This is a genomic window from Achromobacter spanius, from assembly GCF_029637605.1.
GTDB lineage: Bacteria > Pseudomonadota > Gammaproteobacteria > Burkholderiales > Burkholderiaceae_B > Achromobacter > Achromobacter spanius_E.
The window spans coordinates 94434-113181 of sequence record NZ_CP121261.1 but is presented as its reverse complement, the minus strand read 5'-3'; the positions used below and the strand labels follow the sequence as shown (position 1 = coordinate 113181).

Annotated in this window: 16 protein-coding genes and 1 tRNA gene; 1 reads left to right on the top strand and 16 read right to left on the bottom strand. The window is 60.3% G+C overall.

The features are described from left to right. Positions 1-149: 149 nt before the first annotated feature. The 3 genes from P8T11_RS00500 to P8T11_RS00490 are packed head-to-tail and all read right to left on the bottom strand — an operon-like array spanning position 150 to position 2490. The gene (locus tag P8T11_RS00500; protein WP_268078818.1) at positions 150-779 is read right to left on the bottom strand and encodes a TadE family protein; all 630 of its coding nucleotides are present in this window, start codon (positions 777-779) and stop codon (positions 150-152) included. Further along, positions 776-2209: a hypothetical protein gene (locus tag P8T11_RS00495; protein ID WP_268078819.1), complete on the bottom strand. Its 1434-nt coding sequence runs from the start codon at positions 2207-2209 to the stop codon at positions 776-778. Before P8T11_RS00495 ends, P8T11_RS00500 begins: the two co-directional genes overlap by 4 nt. Before the next feature lie 14 nt (positions 2210-2223). After that, positions 2224-2490 (bottom strand): hypothetical protein, encoded by a 267-nt coding sequence (locus tag P8T11_RS00490; protein ID WP_100855097.1) that lies wholly within the window; start codon positions 2488-2490, stop codon positions 2224-2226. Between the two features lie 492 nt (positions 2491-2982). Here P8T11_RS00490 and P8T11_RS00485 point away from each other — a divergent pair, with 492 nt between their 5' ends. Next, positions 2983-3276 (top strand): hypothetical protein, encoded by a 294-nt coding sequence (locus P8T11_RS00485; RefSeq protein ID WP_268078820.1) that lies wholly within the window; start codon positions 2983-2985, stop codon positions 3274-3276. Between the two features lie 346 nt (positions 3277-3622). Here P8T11_RS00485 and P8T11_RS00480 read toward each other — a convergent pair whose 3' ends face one another. The 13 genes from P8T11_RS00480 to hisC form a co-directional block, all read right to left on the bottom strand. Continuing rightward, positions 3623-4366, bottom strand: coding sequence for a hypothetical protein (locus tag P8T11_RS00480; RefSeq protein WP_268078821.1), 744 nt, complete (start codon positions 4364-4366; stop codon positions 3623-3625). Positions 4367-4699: 333 nt separating this feature from the next. Continuing rightward, positions 4700-4777 (bottom strand) — tRNA-Ile (locus P8T11_RS00475). 9 nt (positions 4778-4786) lie between these two features. Next, on the bottom strand, positions 4787-7063 hold the full coding sequence (gene rpoD, locus P8T11_RS00470; RefSeq protein WP_268078822.1) for an RNA polymerase sigma factor RpoD: 2277 nt from the start codon (positions 7061-7063) through the stop codon (positions 4787-4789). A gap of 743 nt (positions 7064-7806) precedes the next feature. After that, complete coding sequence (gene dnaG / locus P8T11_RS00465; RefSeq protein ID WP_268078823.1) at positions 7807-9867, bottom strand: DNA primase; 2061 nt, start codon at positions 9865-9867, stop codon at positions 7807-7809. A gap of 19 nt (positions 9868-9886) precedes the next feature. Continuing rightward, positions 9887-10099, bottom strand: coding sequence for a 30S ribosomal protein S21 (gene rpsU / locus P8T11_RS00460; protein WP_006218592.1), 213 nt, complete (start codon positions 10097-10099; stop codon positions 9887-9889). Between the two features lie 379 nt (positions 10100-10478). Further along, positions 10479-11021, bottom strand: a complete 543-nt coding sequence (locus P8T11_RS00455; RefSeq protein WP_100855090.1) for a phosphoribosyltransferase — start codon at positions 11019-11021, stop codon at positions 10479-10481. Between the two features lie 81 nt (positions 11022-11102). After that, positions 11103-12398, bottom strand: a complete 1296-nt coding sequence (locus P8T11_RS00450) for an adenylosuccinate synthase (RefSeq protein ID WP_050446295.1) — start codon at positions 12396-12398, stop codon at positions 11103-11105. 76 nt (positions 12399-12474) lie between these two features. Further along, a complete protein-coding gene (locus P8T11_RS00445; protein WP_268078824.1) occupies positions 12475-13632 on the bottom strand; it encodes an ATP phosphoribosyltransferase regulatory subunit in 1158 nt (385 codons plus the stop codon). A gap of 265 nt (positions 13633-13897) precedes the next feature. After that, the gene (gene hflC, locus P8T11_RS00440; protein ID WP_268078825.1) at positions 13898-14800 is read right to left on the bottom strand and encodes a protease modulator HflC; all 903 of its coding nucleotides are present in this window, start codon (positions 14798-14800) and stop codon (positions 13898-13900) included. 18 nt (positions 14801-14818) lie between these two features. Next, positions 14819-16123 (bottom strand): FtsH protease activity modulator HflK, encoded by a 1305-nt coding sequence (gene hflK / locus P8T11_RS00435; RefSeq protein WP_268078826.1) that lies wholly within the window; start codon positions 16121-16123, stop codon positions 14819-14821. Continuing rightward, on the bottom strand, positions 16089-17195 hold the full coding sequence (hflX, locus tag P8T11_RS00430) for a GTPase HflX (RefSeq protein ID WP_268078827.1): 1107 nt from the start codon (positions 17193-17195) through the stop codon (positions 16089-16091). The genes hflK and hflX overlap by 35 nt, the downstream gene beginning before the upstream one ends. Positions 17196-17279: 84 nt before the next feature. Continuing rightward, on the bottom strand, positions 17280-17516 hold the full coding sequence (gene hfq, locus P8T11_RS00425; RefSeq protein ID WP_006218585.1) for an RNA chaperone Hfq: 237 nt from the start codon (positions 17514-17516) through the stop codon (positions 17280-17282). 158 nt (positions 17517-17674) lie between these two features. Then, positions 17675-18748, bottom strand: a complete 1074-nt coding sequence (gene hisC / locus P8T11_RS00420) for a histidinol-phosphate transaminase (RefSeq protein WP_268078828.1) — start codon at positions 18746-18748, stop codon at positions 17675-17677.

Here is an 18748-nt window from a genome sequence, read left to right as displayed (position 1 = left end):
CAAGAATGCCGGAGCCGTCGTTGCGGACTGCGAGGGCTGCGCGACGCAGGGTCCCGTCACACTCGCGACCCCTATCGTCAACACCAAGGGGCGAATCAGGCGGACGACGACAGGCCTTGTCCGGCGAATCGAAGTCATTGAGTGCGCATTCATGGCTTTCGTCCTTTACGTGTTCCCAACCGGTCAGGCGGCACCACATCCGCCCATGCCGATAGCCAATCAGTCTGTAGTGCCGGCCGCCGCCAGGGGCCGTCCATGCGCCGTGTGGCGGGCCCGACTCGTCGCGCCTGCGCAAGCGACACGCGTTCAACCTGACGCCATGCAGTCGGTGCATTGCCAATCCGGCGGTGCGCGTCGGCATCTCCGTGTGCATGACCGGCGCCCATCGCCACATGCGCGTGGCGCGCAATGATCGGCGCTCGCCCCGCCTGCGAGGGCATCGAGCGCGCATACACCGACAGCAGGCGCAGGCCCACGCCAAACCATTCGTCTTGCAATACAGACATGTTCGAAGGCGCAAAGCCGGGCAGCTCAAGAACCCGTTGGCGCTGTCCGGTAGCTGCCATGGAATGTGCTGGCGCCACAGGCTGCCCCAGTGCGCCGGACATCGCTGTCTTGCGGCTAGCCTGCGACAACTGTTGCGCCGAAAACTGCAGCCCGCCGGCCCAGGTCACCGCCCAAACCAACACAGCCATCAGCGGCAGCATCAGCAGGGCCTCAACGATTGCCTGCCCCTGTTGCCTCGCCGGAAGACTGGAATACAAACACCTTTGCGTCATGGCGTCCTCCGGGACAGCAAGGCTTCTTGGGGTGTGACTGCGGATAGACGTGCCTGCCAATAGGGTCGAAACAAGGTGGCCAGTTCTTCACGGCGATCCGCACGTTGCTCTGGCCGCAAGAAATACGTTTCGGCGGCGCTGGTCACGGTGATCCCGCCGGACTGCCCCAGGGCGGCATAGCGAAAGATGCCCGTCGGCGACGCCAATACGCTGTCCGCATCGGTGGTCTTCAGCACGGAACCGGACAAACGCACGCGCACGGCAAAACGCAGCCTCGCGCGCACGCGCGACGCCTTGACTTCGCGGTAAGCCGGCAAGCCTTTGCCCGGCCAACGCTGCGCAGACGCCATCGCATAGGAATTCGCCATGGGGTTGGTCACGCCGCTGAAGATGTCCCACGCGGTGGAGTGCTCCACCCAGCGCCAAAAGTCCTCTTGGGAAAAGTCCGCGGGCGGCTCGTCCACGTAGTCCAAGCCATCTGGCGCCCTGGACTTCTGGCCTTGCGCCGTTCCCCAGCCCATTGCGTATTCCCGGTAATAGCAGCCGATCCATCGATTGGACCGCAGCGCATGAAAGGACTGCGTGTCCAAGGCGCCCCAACGCCCATCGGGCCCAAGCCATGTCGAACCGCGGCGGCGCAACTCATGCCGCTTCAACGGACACCGCTTGCTGACCGGCCAGGGATTGCGGCGTGTGGCGTTGCGCCTTTGCAGATATCCATAGCGGTCGGCCGCCTGTTCCACTGCTGGCCGCAACCCCACGCCGCGCGTAGCGACCTGGCGCTGAGCGAACCCGGGCCACGCATCCGACAGCAGATGCAAGGTAAGACCCCGCGCACGTGGCGACTTCCCAAAAGCCGAACCTGATCCCGTATCCGAATCCAAACCCTGATCCGGGTCTGGATCAGCCATGTTGGCTTCCAGGACTTTGCGCATGATGCGATCGCGCGAGGCCGACAGCCCCGCCATGGCCGATGCCGCCGCCGCTTCCAATACCCGATGCACAACATGGTCATGTTGCGCAAACGCGTTTGCCAACCGCGGCTCGGCCTCGGGCAACGCCTGCCCTGCCCGATAAGCAAGCCCCATATCCGGGCCAAACAGCATGGCGATCAAGCCTGCTGGCGGGTTACCCCGGGTACGTTGGGCCTGCATGGTGCGGCCGTACTGTGCGGCGGCCGCCAAGGTGACCAAATGCGCCATGGCGACTTGATGCGCAATCTGCGTACGGTTCACATAGGCAAGGGCATTGAGCGTACGTGCCTGCTCAAGCGCGCCGCTGTATGCGGCCGCATCCGCCGCATGGGTCAAGCGCATCCGGCCTTCCGCCGTTTGCCCCAGGTTGTAGAGCACAACCAGGGATGCCGCCGCAACCGACACGATCAGCATGCCCAGCACCAATGCCTGCCCTTGCTGAAGGCTGGGAGGCATGCGCATCTGCGTCATCACTTCGCATCCGAGGCATTGCCGGTAAAGGACTTGAGGGACCGTGCCTTGGCCTGAGCGGCTGCCTTCTGAGCCGCCTGCTGTGCCGCGCGCGTCTGCGTGCCGCCATCTTCCCCTGCAAGCTCGCGAGCCATGGCGGCGGTTTGTGAGCGCACCACCTGACCGAAATACTGGTAGACGGCAATGGCCGCCACCGCTACCAGCGCCACGACAACGATGTATTCCGTCATACCTTGGCCCAATTGCCGTTTTCGACTGCTCCACATTTCTGTTCTCCGCTGCGTTGAATGAAGCGTCAGTGTCGGCTTGGCACCTGGCCGTCACAATTCGCGGAAGCCGAGGTGGGCAAAAAGATCTCGTAGCCTTGACGTGCGTAAGGACGTGAGGGCCCAACAAGAAAAAGCCCTTCGCGCCGGCGGCGGCGAAGGGCTCATGCAGTTCGTGGACGGACCCCACTCAAGATTCTTGTAACCCTTTAATTTTCTGGGGTTTTCCCTATTGCCGATGGGTTTTCGCAGCAGTAGATTTGAGTTGCCGGGCTGTCTGACACCCATCGCGTGCGAAGCCGGGCAGGAGCGCCTCAGACTCATCTTGAGCTGGGGCGCTCTTCCATTGGCGCGTCGAATTACCGGGCATTCGGCATATCAAGACGGCCAAATCCTCTCGTGTCCGCATCGTCGCAGGACTCTTGTTGCGATAGTGAGGAACGTCCCCGTTTTTGATGGAATATACTGGATATACAAACAGTATATTCCGCCATGACGTTCAAAGCCCCCCTCACCCTTGACGACCTTCGCACCATCCGCGAACGCCAGCCCTGGAACTCCGATGTGATCTCGCTGCTCTGGGAGGTCAAGCGGATGCGCTCGGTGTTGTTACGCGCGTATCAGTTGTCCAGCGACTTCAAGCGGCCTGCAGGGGTCACGGGCGAGCTTTACGACGACTTCATGAAGAACCTGCGCGACGAACCCTGTGTGCAAGAACGTGAAGGAATCACCTCTTCCCTGCTGGAAGCGCCGGACAAGCTTAGAAAGGGAATGGCGCCCCGATAGCCGCCAGGGCGTGCCCATGGCGGGCTGCAGATAGGAGAGTCAATTGGTCCTAGATTGGGCCGGTATGCGCCGCAAAGGTCAGTTCACTTGGTAGAGTGCGATGCATGAACGACTGGCCTATCCCCAATTTCCCGCTCGAGCAATTCAGAGCACTCTCGCTCGCAGACAAAGAAATTTGTCTGGCGATGATCCGCGCATACTGTGCTGAAGTTGCGCTGCAAGAACAAATCGGCTTGCGGCCATCCACGGATAATCTGTCTTTCTATTAGCTAAACCGCGTATCGCCCTGCTCGACGGCAGCATGACCTGACAATGCCGACTGTCTCCGGCGCTCGTGTACGCGAGGTCAAGCCTGCAAGCGGGCTCGCACGGGGGCGAAGCCCGCGCGCCGCTTCCAGGTAAGCAGGCCTTCTCCTCCATGCTCCAGCGCCCCATACCAGATGGCGCGCGCACCACGGGCCGGTGGCGAGTCAGCGTGCAGCAGCCATTGTGCAATGTGCACGTGCATTAGCAGCATGATGCCGTCAGCCAGATGATCGCGGTGCCCCATCAGGTCCAGGTAGTGAACCAATTCGCCGCTGCGCGCGAGCTTGGTATAGGCCACCAGACGCTCTGGGGTTTCAAGTGGCCCGTTGCGATGGCCAGGGCTATCAATGAAGACGCCCCACCACAGTGTCCAATGCGTATCGCAGGCGGGAACCTGCCAGGGCTGCGCATGCTCGGCCTGCTGGCCGATATGCTCAGGCCGTAACAGCCAGCGTGCTAGCACGGGGCCACCGCTACGTACGGCCATCGACGTTTTAATGGCGTGCACATCATGGATGTGGTTCGCTAGCGCAAAGGGACGCACGCGATAGCCGATGCGTTCGGCGCGGCGAATCTTGGACAAGTTGCGCGAAGAGCGGCTGCGTAGCAGGCGATCCAAACCCTGGACATCGCGGCAGGCATGTAAATCCAGCATCATCGGCGTGGCGCCCCGGCCAATGCCTTGCATATCGTAGCGTTGTGCCACGCGCTGCATGCGCACCAACGCCTGCGTCGCACCAGGTCCTTGCGCCCGCGCCCCTTCCAGGCTCAGGGCCGTGGGCACGGGTGACTCCCCCATTGGCGCAAGCGCGCAGCCTGACGCCGTCGCACGATCACGGGATCGAGCACGGCATAGTAAAAACGCATTAGCAGGGCGAGGGGTTGCATACGGTTCCGCGTTGGCAGAGGAAAAATTTATCCTCGAGATCCGCGCCTTATACGTCGGTAATACAGCAAGGCCAGGAGCGAATCGGGACGGTCCGGAAGTATGCCACTTGGCTTAGACGCACGTTACCAACCATGCCAGGACCGTCATGTTTTGGACACTGTAGACGCCAGAAACGACACAGCCGCCATTGCTGGCGGCTGTGTCGTACCTGATTTCTCAGGATTTTCTTGGTAGGCCCCCGAGAGTCGAACTCGGCACCAACGGATTATGAGTCCGCTGCTCTAACCAGGCATGAGCTAGAGGCCCAGGAAATGATTACTGCCCTTCCAGGAAGCTCTTCAGCTTATCGGCCCGGCTGGGGTGACGCAGCTTGCGCAGCGCTTTAGCCTCTATTTGGCGAATGCGCTCGCGGGTGACGTCGAACTGCTTGCCCACTTCTTCCAGGGTCTGGTCGGTGCTCATTTCGATGCCGAAACGCATACGCAGAACCTTGGCTTCACGCGGGGTGAGAGAGTCTAGCACTTCCTTGACCACATCACGCATGGAACCATGCAAGGCCGCATCCGAAGGAGCCAGGGTCGACGTATCTTCAATGAAATCACCCAGGTGCGAGTCATCGTCGTCACCAATCGGCGTTTCCATCGAGATCGGTTCCTTGGCGATCTTCAGGATCTTGCGGATCTTGTCCTCGGGCATGTCCATCTTCTGCGCCAGGGTTGCGGGATCCGGCTCGGCGCCGGTTTCCTGCAGAATCTGACGGCTGATCCGGTTCATCTTGTTGATCGTTTCGATCATGTGAACCGGGATACGGATGGTGCGCGCCTGGTCGGCGATGGAACGCGTGATGGCCTGACGAATCCACCACGTGGCGTACGTGGAGAACTTGTAGCCGCGACGGTATTCGAACTTGTCCACGGCCTTCATCAAACCAATGTTGCCTTCCTGGATCAGATCCAGGAACTGCAGGCCGCGGTTCGTGTACTTCTTGGCAATCGAGATCACCAGACGCAGGTTGGCCTCGGTCATTTCGCGCTTGGCCTTGCGAGCCTTGGCTTCGCCAGTGGCCATGCGCTTGTTGACGTCCTTCAAGTCCTTCAGCGGCAGTACGACACGCGTTTGCAGGTCAATCAACTTCTGCTGCAACTCCTGAACGGCGGGAATCTGGCGTTCCAGCGTCTCGGCGTAAGGATGGCCAGCGGCGACTTCGTCCACCACCCATTGCAGATTGGTTTCGTTGCCGGGGAAGACCTTGATGAAGTGCAAGCGCGGCATGCCGGCACGGTCCACACACGTGTGCAGGACGGCGCGTTCAAGCTGGCGCACTTCTTCCACTTGGCTGCGCAGCGTGTCAGCCAGCTTCTCGACCATCTTGGCGGTGAAGCGGATACCCATCAGTTCGTTCTGGATGGATTCCTGGGCGCGCACGTAGATGTCTGACTTGTAGCCGTCCTTCTCGTACGACAAGCGCATCTTGTCGAATTGCTTGCCCACTTCGTCGAACTTGGCCAGCGCCTTCACGCGCAGGTCTTCCAGCTGCTTGCTGGACATGCCGCCGGCGGGGCCGTCGTCGCCTTCGTCTTCGTCTGCGGTGACACCGGCGCCGGCGTATTCTTCGCCGTCTTCCGGATCAACCAGGCCATCAACGACTTCGTCGATCTGGGCCTGGCCTTCGCGCACGCGCAGAATGTGGGCAAGGATCTCGTTGATCGTGGTCGGGCAGGCCGAAATGGCCATGACCATGTGCTTCAAGCCATCTTCGATGCGCTTGGCGATTTCGATTTCGCCTTCACGAGTCAGCAGCTCGACCGAACCCATTTCGCGCATGTACATACGCACGGGGTCGGTGGTGCGGCCAAAGTCGGAATCCACGGTGGTGAGCGCGGCTTCGGCTTCGTCTTCGACGTCGTCGTCGTTGGACGCAACCGGTGCGTTCTCGCTCATCAGCAGCGTTTCGGCGTCGGGTGCCTGGTCGTAGACCGCGATACCCATGTCGCTGAATGTGCTGATGATGCCGTCAATGGCTTCGGCATCCACCAGGTCGTCAGGCAGATGGTCGTTGATTTCGCCGTACGTCAGGTAGCCGCGGTCCTTGCCCAGCTTGATCAACTGCTTCAGGCGATTGCGGCGCGCTTCGTACTCTTCCGGCGTGACGGGACCGCGGGCGATCAGATCCTTGGGATCAGCCTTGCCGCGCTTGCCACCACGCTTGGGCGGCTTCAGATCGGGCAAGACTTCGCCTTCGCCGTCCATCGTGTCGTCGAAACCGTCGGAATCATTGTTGGCGTTCTTGGCGGGACGGCCAGGGCGGCGGCCGCTCGGGACCGGGCCCGAGCGCGGGGCGCTACCGCCGACCAAGTCGGCGAGCTTGTCCTCAGCCTTCTTGGCGCGAGCCTTCGTCACTTTCTCGGGCTTGTCAGCCGCAGCCGTCTTGGTTGCCTTCTTGGCAGCCGTCTTGGCAGCAGGCTTGGCGACCTTCACCGCCGTCTTGGCGGGCGCTTTTTCCGCCGCCATGCTTACGGCGCGCTTGGCCGCGGGGGCCTTGATTTCAGCCGCATCAATTGCAGAGGAGGATTTGCCGGTGGATTTGGTCATAGTCGCTTCCGTGGTCGTCGCAACCCGTTTGGGCATGTTGCACCGCGCAAGCACCACGCCAGACGGTGGCCTAGCGCGACGCAGCTACGGGTAAAACAGATAAATCGGCGAAGATCACGCGGCTGCGTTGTTCGCAGCGCCAGTTCTTTCGAACCCGTTTAGCGACGTGGCGGTGCAATACCGTTGGGACGCTTTACGTGCATAACCTCATTCCGCGACGGATTCCGGGCGTTGGGGGGGGCTGCCTGCCTATAAATAGGCTTTGCTTGCTTATGGGGTCATTGCCCCTAGCAGCTATGTAGACACAGCACCCAGACCACTAACGCTACGCAAAAATGCTCGCCGTTGAACTGCCTGATTCACCGCTCAGCCTTTGGCTATCAGCCATTGGCCATAATAATTTAATGATGTAACAAACTCGACTGCCGGGCCTGAAGCCCTACGGCCGAATTTCAATTCCTACGTACTCTTTTCTAGTGCCCTTCTTCCAGCACCGATGCTTCACTTTCTACTGATTTTTTCTAAATGCTGCTTCTTTGCTGCTTCTTTTGCTGTTTCCTACTACCTCGCTGCTTCCTACTGCTTTGCAGCTTCCTACTGGCTACTTTCTTGCTTGCTCTTTCTACAACTGCGTTTCAACTACAGCACTTCAGAATTAGATCGCGATATCTGGATTTGATTCCGTCAGACTGCTCCACCGGGCACTCATACCTGCCAGCGGACAACCTTTGATTTTAGCGCATTTAACGTATCCCGGCACCCTTCAGAACGGCTAGTCTGCCGGATAGCTCCACGTAGCGTTTGCGCGCTTCGTCAGTCGACAGCCCGGTCGAGGCCAACTTGGCCATTTCCAGCTTGGCTGAATCGAATTCAATACGCCGCAAGGCGTCATCCCACTCGGTCTGCGGGTCGGGCAGATCTTCCTGCGACAGGATATCCGCGCGCAAGCCTTTCAATACGGTCGCCAAGTCCGAGTCCGGCTCAGCCGCTTCCAGCAAGGCGCCCACATGGCGCGCACCACTGGATTGGGCCAGCATGATCAGGTCTCTTACCAAACCTAGATGGGGACCATGGTCGATGACTTCAAGCTGCTGATCACCCATGGAGTCCACTAATTCAGGATGGGCAAGCAAAAGACCCAACAAACGCTTGGCCAGCGACGGCATCGTGCGGCGCCCTTCGAAGCCGCCGACGTCATTGTCACGGCGCCCCTTCCAGTTACCCTTGCCGCCCTTCCAGTCGCTCTTGCCCTTCCAGTCGCTTTTGCTTTTCCATTCGGACTTTCCCCCCGCCCTCTGACCACCACCGCCGTGCATCTCCGCGCCTTGCGACGGGATATGCCCGTAATCGGCATAGTCAGGCTCATCAGCGGGAATGTCCTGGAAATCATGGCCGGCAAAGTCGTAACCCATGTCCGGGTGACCGCCATCATGGTCCGAGCCGGAGGCGCCCGCTGCGCTGGCCCCTTCGCCAGACGGGAGTTTGGACCCGGCTGGCGCAAAAGGCTTGGCGGGCTGCTGGGCCAGAATCTGCGCCATTTCTTCGGGCGTCAGTTGCACCAGCTTGGCCATTTCGCGCTCGATCTGAACGCGCAACGCGCACTCTGGAATCGTCGCCAACAAAGGCTTGGCTTCATGCAGGCAACTGGCACGCCCTTCCGCTTCGGACATGTTATGACGCGAGGCCAATTCATCCAGCAGGAAGCGCGACAGCGCCACCGCATCGCTCAAACAGGCGCGAAACGCTTCGGCGCCTAATTCGCGGACGTAAGAATCGGGGTCGTGTTCCGACGGCAAAAACAAAAAGCGTATTGCGATATCGTCACGCAGCACCGGCAGGCAAGCCTGCAATGCTCGCCAGGCGGCGCGGCGACCCGCTCCGTCCCCGTCAAAACTGAAGATGACCTTGTCGCTTGCGCGGAGCAGCTTTTTCACATGGTCCGGGGTAGTCGCCGTACCCAGCGTCGCGACAGCGTTGGCGATGCCCTGCTGCGCCAGCCCCACCACATCCATGTAGCCTTCGACCACGATCACTTGGCCTTCCTGGCGGATGGCTTGGCGCGCCTCCCACAGGCCGTATAGCTCGTGGCCCTTGGAGAACAGCGGTGTTTCGGGGGAATTCAGGTATTTAGGCTCGCCCTTGCCGATGATGCGCCCGCCAAATCCGATGAGGCTACCCCTCACATTGCGGATCGGAAACATGACGCGCTCGCGAAAACGGTCATAGCGGCGACCGTCTTCGGACTCGATGACCAGCCCTGACTCAACCAGCGTGGGATCTTCGTAATTGGGAAAAACCTGCGACAGCCCGTGACGGTCGGTGCCCGACCACCCCAAGCCGAAATGTGCCGCGATTTCCCCGGTCAGGCCACGCTGCTTCAGGTAGCGGATCGCGACGGGCGATGCCCGCAACTGCTTCAGATAATGCGCCTGAGCGGCATCCAGCACCTGTGTGTGGCGGGACTCCTCGGCCTTGCGACGCGCGGATTCCTGCTGCTGGCGTGGACTGCGATTTTCTTCGGGGACCGTCATTCCCGCCGAAGCCGCGAGCGTACGCACGGCTTCGGGGAAACTGGTGCCCGTATGTTCCATCAGGAAAGTGATGGCGCTGCCGTGTGCTCCACAGCCGAAGCAGTGATAGAACTGCTTGGTGGGGCTGACAGTGAATGACGGACTTTTTTCGTTATGAAAGGGGCACAGGCCAAGCAAGTTGGCCCCACCCTTTCGCAACTGCACATATCGCCCGACTACGTCGACGACGTCGACTCGGGCGAGTAGATCCTGGATGAATGATTCTGGAATCAATAGATTCGGGAATCAAAAATCAATACAGGCGCGGGGGCAGTTGTTGGCTACGGATGCGCTTGTAGTGGCGCTTCACGGCGGCGGCGTGCTTGCGCTTGCGCTCAGCCGTGGGCTTCTCATAGAACTCGCGCGAACGCAGCTCGGTGAGCAAACCGGTCTTTTCGATGGTGCGCTTGAAGCGGCGCAGAGCGGCTTCAAACGGTTCGTTTTCCTTCAGTCGAACGATAGGCATAAAGTGATTGGCCTGCTTGTAGGGTAACAAAAGTTGATGACAAACCTGGCTTGCTTACCAGCAACGCTGCGCGGGTCCAGGTCCGCGATAACCGCGGAACGTGGAACCTTGAAAGCGCAACCCGAGTTCCTGAAAAACGACTAAGTGGGAAACATGCAGCGCTGCTTGAACAACACCGATGCGCACCCACTTCTACTCGTTCTTGCTTATTTCTCGGATTTCCGCTGGCTGTTTCCGTTACCCAAAGACTACCCAAAGAGTAACAAGCCAAGTTCGGTTTAGCGATAACCAGCGATTCTAGCATGGTCAACGCCGCTTTGACTACTAGGAGGGACACCGGGCGCGTACAAACCCACCCTCCTGGGAAGTTCGCAACAGATCAGCTCGTATGGCCCTTGCGGATCCAGGCTTCCAACTGATGCGGACGCAGGCTGTCGTAATCTTCGAACGGCTGGTGAATCCAAGGATTCGTCGGCAGCTTTTCGACGTAATAGTCGGGGGTGGCCTGGGAATGCCCCTTCCACCACAACACCGCGCTACGCAGTTCGGTAATGTCCGCGAACTGGCGCTTCAAGTGGTCGTAAACCTTGTTAAAGGTTTTCCCGGTATCGACCATGTCGTCAACCAGCAACACGCGCCCGGACAAGGTGCCGCGCGTAATCGTGATGAACTGGGCGATATCCATGTCGCCCTGCTTCGTGCCCGCGGCCTCGCGATAGCTGCTGGTCGCCAGGATGCCCAGCGGCACGTCAAAAATACGGGACATAACATCGCCGACGCGCATGCCGCCGCGCGCCAGACACAGAATCTTGTCGAACTTCCATCCCGATTGGTGCACCTGCAAGGTAAGGCGCTCGATCAACCGGTTGTAATCGTCCCACGTCACCCACAGATGGCTTTCATCATTGGTCGGCGTGCTCATAGGTAAGCATCTCCTGCTTAAAGATACGAAAAGGCCGCCGCCGGTATGAGACCGGCGGCGGCCTTTGGAATATTAACCCGATCAGCCCTTCAGGGGATGACGCAGGACAATGGTTTCGTTACGGTCAGGCCCCGTCGACACCAGGTCAATTGGCACGCCGCAAACTTCAGCAACGCGCTCCAGGTAACGACGCGCCGCGGCCGGCAGCTTGTCGTACTCGGTAATGCCGACGGTGGATTCCGACCAACCCGGCAGCTCTTCCAGGACCGGTTGCGCTTGCGCAACGGCGTGCGCGCCATAAGGCAGCACGTCGCGGAATTCGCCGTTCACACGGTAGCCAACGCCAAGTTGAATCGTTTCCAGACCGTCCAACACGTCCAGCTTGGTGATGCACAGGCCGGAAATGCCATTCAGACGGACCGAACGCTTCAGCGCCGCGCCATCAAACCAGCCGCAGCGACGCGGACGGCCCGTGACCGAACCGAATTCCTTGCCGATGGTGGCCAGGCGGGTACCGATCTCGTCAACCAGTTCCGTGGGGAACGGGCCCGAACCGACGCGGGTGGTGTACGCCTTGGTGATACCCAACACGTAGTCCAGTTGCTGCGGGCCTACGCCAGCACCAGCGGACGCGGCACCCGCCACGCAATTGCTGCTGGTGACGAAGGGGTACGTGCCGTGATCGACGTCCAGCAAAGCGCCCTGCGCACCTTCGAAAAGAATGCGCTTGCCTTCCTGCTGCATCGCGTACAGGTTGCTGGACACGTCCTTGACCATCGGCGCAATGGCCGGAGCCAGCGCCATGGCCTGATCTCGCACCTCGTTGGCCGACACCGCTTCGGCGCCCAAGTACTTGGTCAGCACGAAGTTGTGGTAGTCCAGCACTTCAGCAAGCTTCTCGTCAAACAGCGACGGGTTGAACAAGTCCTGTACGCGCAGTGCGCGACGAGCGACCTTGTCTTCGTACGCCGGGCCGATGCCGCGACCGGTCGTGCCGATCTTGCCCTCGCCCTTGCGCGCTTCGCGCGCTTTGTCGATGGCCACGTGATAAGGCAGGATCAGCGGGCAGATTTCAGAAATCTGCAGGCGCGAACGCACGTCCAGACCCGCCGCTTCCAGCTCTTCGATTTCCTTGAGCAGAGCTTCCGGGGACAGCACGACGCCATTGCCAATAAAGCAGGTGACACCAGGATGCATGATGCCCGACGGGATCAGGCGCAGAATCGTCTTCTTGCCGTTGATCCACAGCGTATGGCCGGCGTTGTGACCGCCCTGAAAGCGAACCACGCCCTGGACGGATTCCGCCAGCCAGTCGACGATCTTGCCCTTGCCCTCGTCACCCCATTGGGTGCCGATTACGACTACGTTCTTGCTCATGTTACGAATCAATATCGAGTTTCTCGGGAAATCCGGAAATCTCCCCGCGGCCCTCTCGTTTCCAAGAGGGAGTTAGTCACAGCGTTCTGACCGTCCAGGCGCCATCTTGCAGCGCCAGCTCGCGATCGCAAACGAATTCGTCCTGATCCTGCTCGTGACCGGGCAATACCTGAACGACAATTTCCCCTGACCGGCGCAGACGGCGAACCGCCTCGGTCAAGGCGGGGGCTTGCCCCCAAGGCGCGCGAACCGCACGCGCCCGTTCCGCTGGCGGCAAACCTGCCGCCAGTTTGCGTAAATCCAGACTGAAACCAGTCGCGGGACGAGCCCGACCGAATGCACGACTGACGTCGTCGTAGCGGCCGCCACTGACCAGCGCATCGTGCCAGCCTTCCGCATACAGCGCGAACTTCACGCCCGAGTGGTAGCCATAACCACCCACATCGGCCAGATCGACTCCGAACGCCACGTTAGGCATCGCGTCCACCAGCGCTTGCAGCGCGTCCAATGCCGACGCCACACCCGGCAACAACGGCAATTCTCGGCGCGCGTTTTTCAACACCTCCGGACCGCCGTACAAATTCGGCAGCAAGGTCAGTGCCTTAAGCGTCTCTTCACGCATGCCCGGTGCGCGCGAGGCCAGCTCACCCAACCCCGGCACGTCCTTATCGCGCAGCAAACGGATAACGTCTTCCGCCAACGCCACGGCAGCCGGATCCGACTCGACGATGGCGCGAACCACACCCGGATGGCACAAGTCCAGACGGGGGTTGCGCACCCCGGCGATCGCCACGGTTTCCAACACAAGCTGGATGATTTCCAGATCGGCTTCAAAACCCGCATGACCGTAGATCTCGGCGCCGATCTGCAACAGCTCACGACTGGACAGCAGATCAGCCGGGCGAGCGTGCAGCACGTTGCCGCAATAGCACAGGCGGGTCACGCCTGCGCGGTTCAACAAGTGCGCATCAATGCGCGTGACCTGAGGAGTCATGTCGGCCCGAACACCCAGAGTGCGCCCAGTCAGCTGATCAACCAGCTTGCAAGTGCGCAGATCCAGATCGCTACCGGTACCGGACAGCAATGAATCGATGTATTCGACCAGGGGCGGCGCGACCAGCTCGAAGCCGTAAGTACGGTACAAATCGAGAAGTTCGCGACGCAATTCCTCGATGCGCCGGGCCTCTGCCGGAAGTACGTCGGCAAGGCTCTCGGGCAGCAACCAGTTACCCATGAATGTTTACCTGAATAACGCCAAGTGATGCGTGGGCGTCGCCCAAACGAAAAAGCGGCTGAGGGGGCGTAAGCCCGCTCAGCCGCTGCGGAATGTTTTCTAGCTTACGCGGTATTGTACATGAGTCAGCGGGCAGCGCCAGCCGGGATTCAGGCGCCGCCAAACCGTCCCCTTATTCCCTTGTGTGGCCCCTGGCCTGGCTGGGTATCAAGAAAAAGCCCCTTGGATTTCCAAGGGGCTTTTCGTTCCGCGATACGCAGCCGACTTACTTGGCGGGCACGGTGACCGGTGCCAAAGCTTCGCCAGTTGGGTCCTTCATGAACTGGAAGAAGCTGGAGCTGGGGTCGACGACCAGCACGTCGCCCGGCTTCGAGAACGAAGCGCGGTAGGCTTCCAGGCTCTTGTAGTACGTGTAGAACTGCGGATTCTTGCCGTAGGCTTGCGCATAGATCGAGGCGGCGGCGGCGTCGCCTTCACCCATGATGCCCTGAGCCTTGGCATAAGCCTGGGCCACGATCACTTCGCGCTGACGATCCGCTTCGGCGCGAATCTTTTCGCCTTCGGCGGCACCGATGGAGCGCAGCTCGTTGGCGACGCGAGTACGCTCCGCCTCCATGCGGCGGTACACCGATTCCGAAATTTCCGGCGCGAATTCAATGCGGCGCAAGCGCACATCGACGATCTGCACGCCCAAAGGCTCGGCGCGCTTGGCCACGTTGGCCAGGATCTCGGCCATGATCTTGTCGCGTTCAGTCGAGACCACGTCGCGCACCGTGCGCACGTTGACCGAAGCGTTCAAGGCGTCGCGGATCAGCGCTTGCAGGCGCTCTTGCGCCACGCGCTCATTGCCCCCCGTCGAAACGTAGTATTGACGGGGATCCGCAATACGCCACTTCACGTAGGAGTCGATCAGCAGGTTCTTCTTTTCGGAAGTCTGGATGCGTTCGGCTTCGTTGGTTTCGATGGTAAGAATGCGCTTGTCGAGCGTCACCACGTTCTGAAACGGCGGGGGCGCCTTGAAGTACAGGCCGGGCTCATTGATGGTCTTGCGCACTTCACCCAGCGAGAACACAAGGGCGTAGTCGCGCTCGCGCACGACGAAGACGGTGGACGACAGGGCAGCCAGCACGATAAGCAGGCCGACCAGGATGGGCATAAAACGTTGCATGATCAGAATTCCTCCGGGTTAGCGCGACGTGCGGTCGCGAGGCAGCGTGTTGCTATTGCTGCTGCCGGAAGACTGAGGCACCGGGACCACGTTGCTACGCAACGGCGGTTGAACCGGCGGACTGATCAAGGCAGGCGAACCCGGGTTGCCCACGGTGGACTTGCCAGCGTCTTGAGCTGCCAGATTCATGATCTTGTCCAAGGGCAAATACAACATGTTGTTGTTGCTCTTGGTGTCGACCATGACCTTGGTGGCACGCGTGAAGATGTCCTGCATGCTTTCCAGGTACATGCGCTGGCGCATGACTAGCGGGGCCTTTTCGTATTCACCCAGAATGCTGGTGAAGCGCGATGTATTACCCTGCGCGTCGCCCACGACCTTGGCCTTGTAGCCTTCAGCCTGTTCAGTCATGCGCGACGCCTGACCACTGGCCAGCGGCACAACCTGGTTGGCATAGGCCTGGCCTTCGTTGATCTGGCGCTCGCGGTCTTGACCAGCCTTGACGGCGTCGTCGAAGGCGGCTTGCACCTGCTCGGGCGGCTGCACGTTCTGGATGGCGACGGTGCTGATCTGCACGCCACTTTGGTAGCGATCCAGGATCTGTTGCATCAACTCCTGTACTTGCGTGGCCACCTGGGTACGGCCTTCGTACAGAACGAAGTCCATCGTCTGTTTGCCCACGACTTCGCGCATGGCCGTTTCAGAGGCCTGGCGGACGGATTCGTCCGGGTCGCGCATTTCAAACAGATAGTCAGGTGCGCCATCGGCACGCAGGCGGTATTGCACGACGAACTGCATGTCGACGATGTTCTCGTCCGTCGTCAGCATCAGCGCTTCAGGCAGGACCTTGTTGCGCGAACCGCCACGGAAACCGACTTCGAACGTGCGCAATTGCGACACGTTGACGATTTCCTGGCTTTGAATGGGATACGGCAAGCGCCATTGGAAACCGGCTTGCGACGTGCTCTTGTATTTGCCGAATTGGGTCACAACCGCGACCTGGCCTTCCTGCACGATGTAGAAGCCGCTGGCCAGCCAGATGCCCGCCGCGACCAGGGCGATAACCCCCAGGCCGATGCGCGCACCACGCGGAGAAGGCGGCGTCATGCCGCCGCGGTTGTTGGGGCGATTGTTGCCACCGCCACCGCCCTTGCGACCAAACAACGAGCCGATGCGATTGTTGAAATCGCGCCAGACTTCGTCCAGGTCAGGTGGGCCGTCTCCATTGCCTTGAGGCCGCTTCGGCGGCGGCTCGGAGCCATTGTTGTTCCCACGACCCCAACCGGGGTCATTCAGATTGAAGAGTTTGATAATTCGCGGCATTGTTTCCCACAATCTGTCCGGTCTCCGCAATTGCCCCGCGCAACGCATCCAGACCGGCGCGCTCGGTGGCGCTTACAAATACTCGCGCAATCGTACCATGTGCATCGCGTTCCACCCGGGGTTCCAGCCCAGCCCGGTCAATCTTGTTGTATACCAGGATGGTCGGAATGGTGGAGGCGCCGATTTCGGCAAGTACCTTGTTCACTTCAAAAATCTGCTCGTCGCGCTGGGGGCTGGCTGCATCAACCACATGCAGCAGCAGATCGGCATGCACGGTTTCTTCCAGCGTTGCGCGGAACGCGGCAATCAGGCCGTGAGGCAGGTCACGGATGAATCCCACCGTGTCCGACACCACGACGGACCCGGCGCCTTCGATCCAGATGCGGCGGGTGGTGGTATCCAGCGTTGCGAAGAGCTGGTCGGCGGCATAGCTGTCCGCGCGCGTCAGCGCATTGAACAGCGTGGATTTTCCCGCGTTGGTATAACCCACCAGCGACACCGACAAGGCGCCGCCTCGCGCCCGCGCACGACGCTGGGTCACACGCTGGCGCTCAACGCGGTCCAGCCGTTCGCGCAGCGTCTTGACCTTGGCGCCGATCATGCGGCGGTCCATCTCAAGCTGCGACTCACCCGGCCCGCGCATCCCGATACCACCGCGCTGACGCTCCAGGTGGCTCCACATGCGCGTCAGTCGCGTGGCCAAATGCTGCAACTGCGCCAGTTCGACCTGCAATTTGCCTTCGTGGCTTTTCGCACGCAACGCGAAGATATCCAGGATCAGCGCGACACGGTCCACCACGCGCAGATTAAACGCGCGCTCCAGGTTGCGTTGCTGGGCGGGCGACAGCGGTTGGTCAAACAAGACTATGTCGGCAAATAGGGCCTGCGCCATTCCGACGGCCTCATCCGCCTTGCCCGAGCCGATGAAGAACTTGGCGTCGGGCCGGTCACGCCGGGCGGTCAGGGTGCCGACGACTTCAGCGCCCGCCCCCTTGGCCAGCATGGCGAATTCTTCGGCATGGGCAGCGAAGTCCGGGTCACCCAGGTCGACGCTGATAATCAGAGCGCGCATACATGCACCATATTGGAGCCAAAGCGAAAATGCCCGCCGACGTGAACCGTCCGGCGGGCAAAAAAAGGTAAAGCTGGAGCGAGACTATTCAGCAGGGACTTCCACCTGGAAATTGACGGCGCGTGCGGGAACGACGGTAGAAATGGCGTGCTTGTAAACCATTTGCGTGACCGTATTACGCAGCAGCACCACGTACTGATCAAAAGATTCGATTTGCCCTTGAAGCTTGATACCGTTCACCAAGTAAATCGACACGGGCACATGATCCTTGCGCAGCGTGTTCAGGAACGGATCTTGCAAAGTTTGCCCTTTATTGCTCATTGGCCAGGCTCCATTTGTTTGTTATTGAATGATGATGTGCTTTCTTGTACTGGTGGAGCACATCGAAGCATGTACTCTACAGGGTTTTCCCGGCCCGTGCTACTTGGCCGGGAAGCAAAAGTGACACCAGAGATTTCAAGCTGAAATGGCTCTGAAAATCACGTTTGCAGGACCTCCGCGAGCGCTTTCAGAAGCAGGTTTACCTGCTCGTCGGTGCCCACGGTAATGCGAAGAAACTGGTCAATGCGCGCATGACGAAAATGACGCACGATGATGCTGCGTTCGCGCAAGGCGGCGGCCAAGCCCGCAGCGTCTTTCAAGGGGTGCCGCGCGAACACGAAATTCGCCGCTGACGGCAACACCTCAAAGCCCAACGCCTCCAGGCCCACCGTCATCCGCGACCGGGTTTCGATCACGGCTTGGCGCGTCTGCTCAAAGTACTCTGTATCTTCCAATGCCGCCACTGCGCCGGCCAATGCCAGGCGATCGATGGGGTAGGAGTTGAAACTGTTCTTTACGCGCTCGAGGCCATCGATCAGCTCGGCGCTTCCTACCGCGAAGCCCACGCGCAACCCAGCCAGCGAACGCGACTTGGACAGCGTCTGTACCACCAGCAGATTGTCGTAGCGCGCGACCAGACCCACAGCGGATTCACCGCCGAAGTCCACATAGGCTTCATCCACCACCACGACCGCGTCCGGGTTGGCCGCCACGATACGCTCAACGTCGGTCAAGCTCAGTGCTCGGCCGGTAGGCGCATTGGGATTCGGGAAGATGATGGCGCCTGCCTGCCCGTTTGCGCCCGGCAGGTAGTCATCAACGTTGATGGAAAAGTCTGCCGCCAACGGCACCGTTTCGTACTGGATGCCGTACAGGCCGCAATAGACCGGATAAAAGCTGTAGGTGATGTCCGGAAAGCGCAGCGGCTTGTCGTGCTTGAGCAGCGCCAGAAAAGCGTGCGCCAGCACCTCGTCGGAACCGTTGCCCACAAAGACCTGGTTGGCTTGCACGCCAACAGCGGTCGCAATGGCTTGGCGCAGCTGATCGGACGACGGGTCCGGATACAGTTTGAGGGTGTCGTCACTGGCTGCACGGATGGCCTCAAGCACCCTGGGCGAAGGCCCATAAGGGTGCTCGTTCGTGTTCAGCTTGATCAGGTTCTGAAGCTTGGGCTGCTCGCCCGGCACATACGGACTGAGCGTCCCGACCACGGGACTCCAGAAACGGCTCAT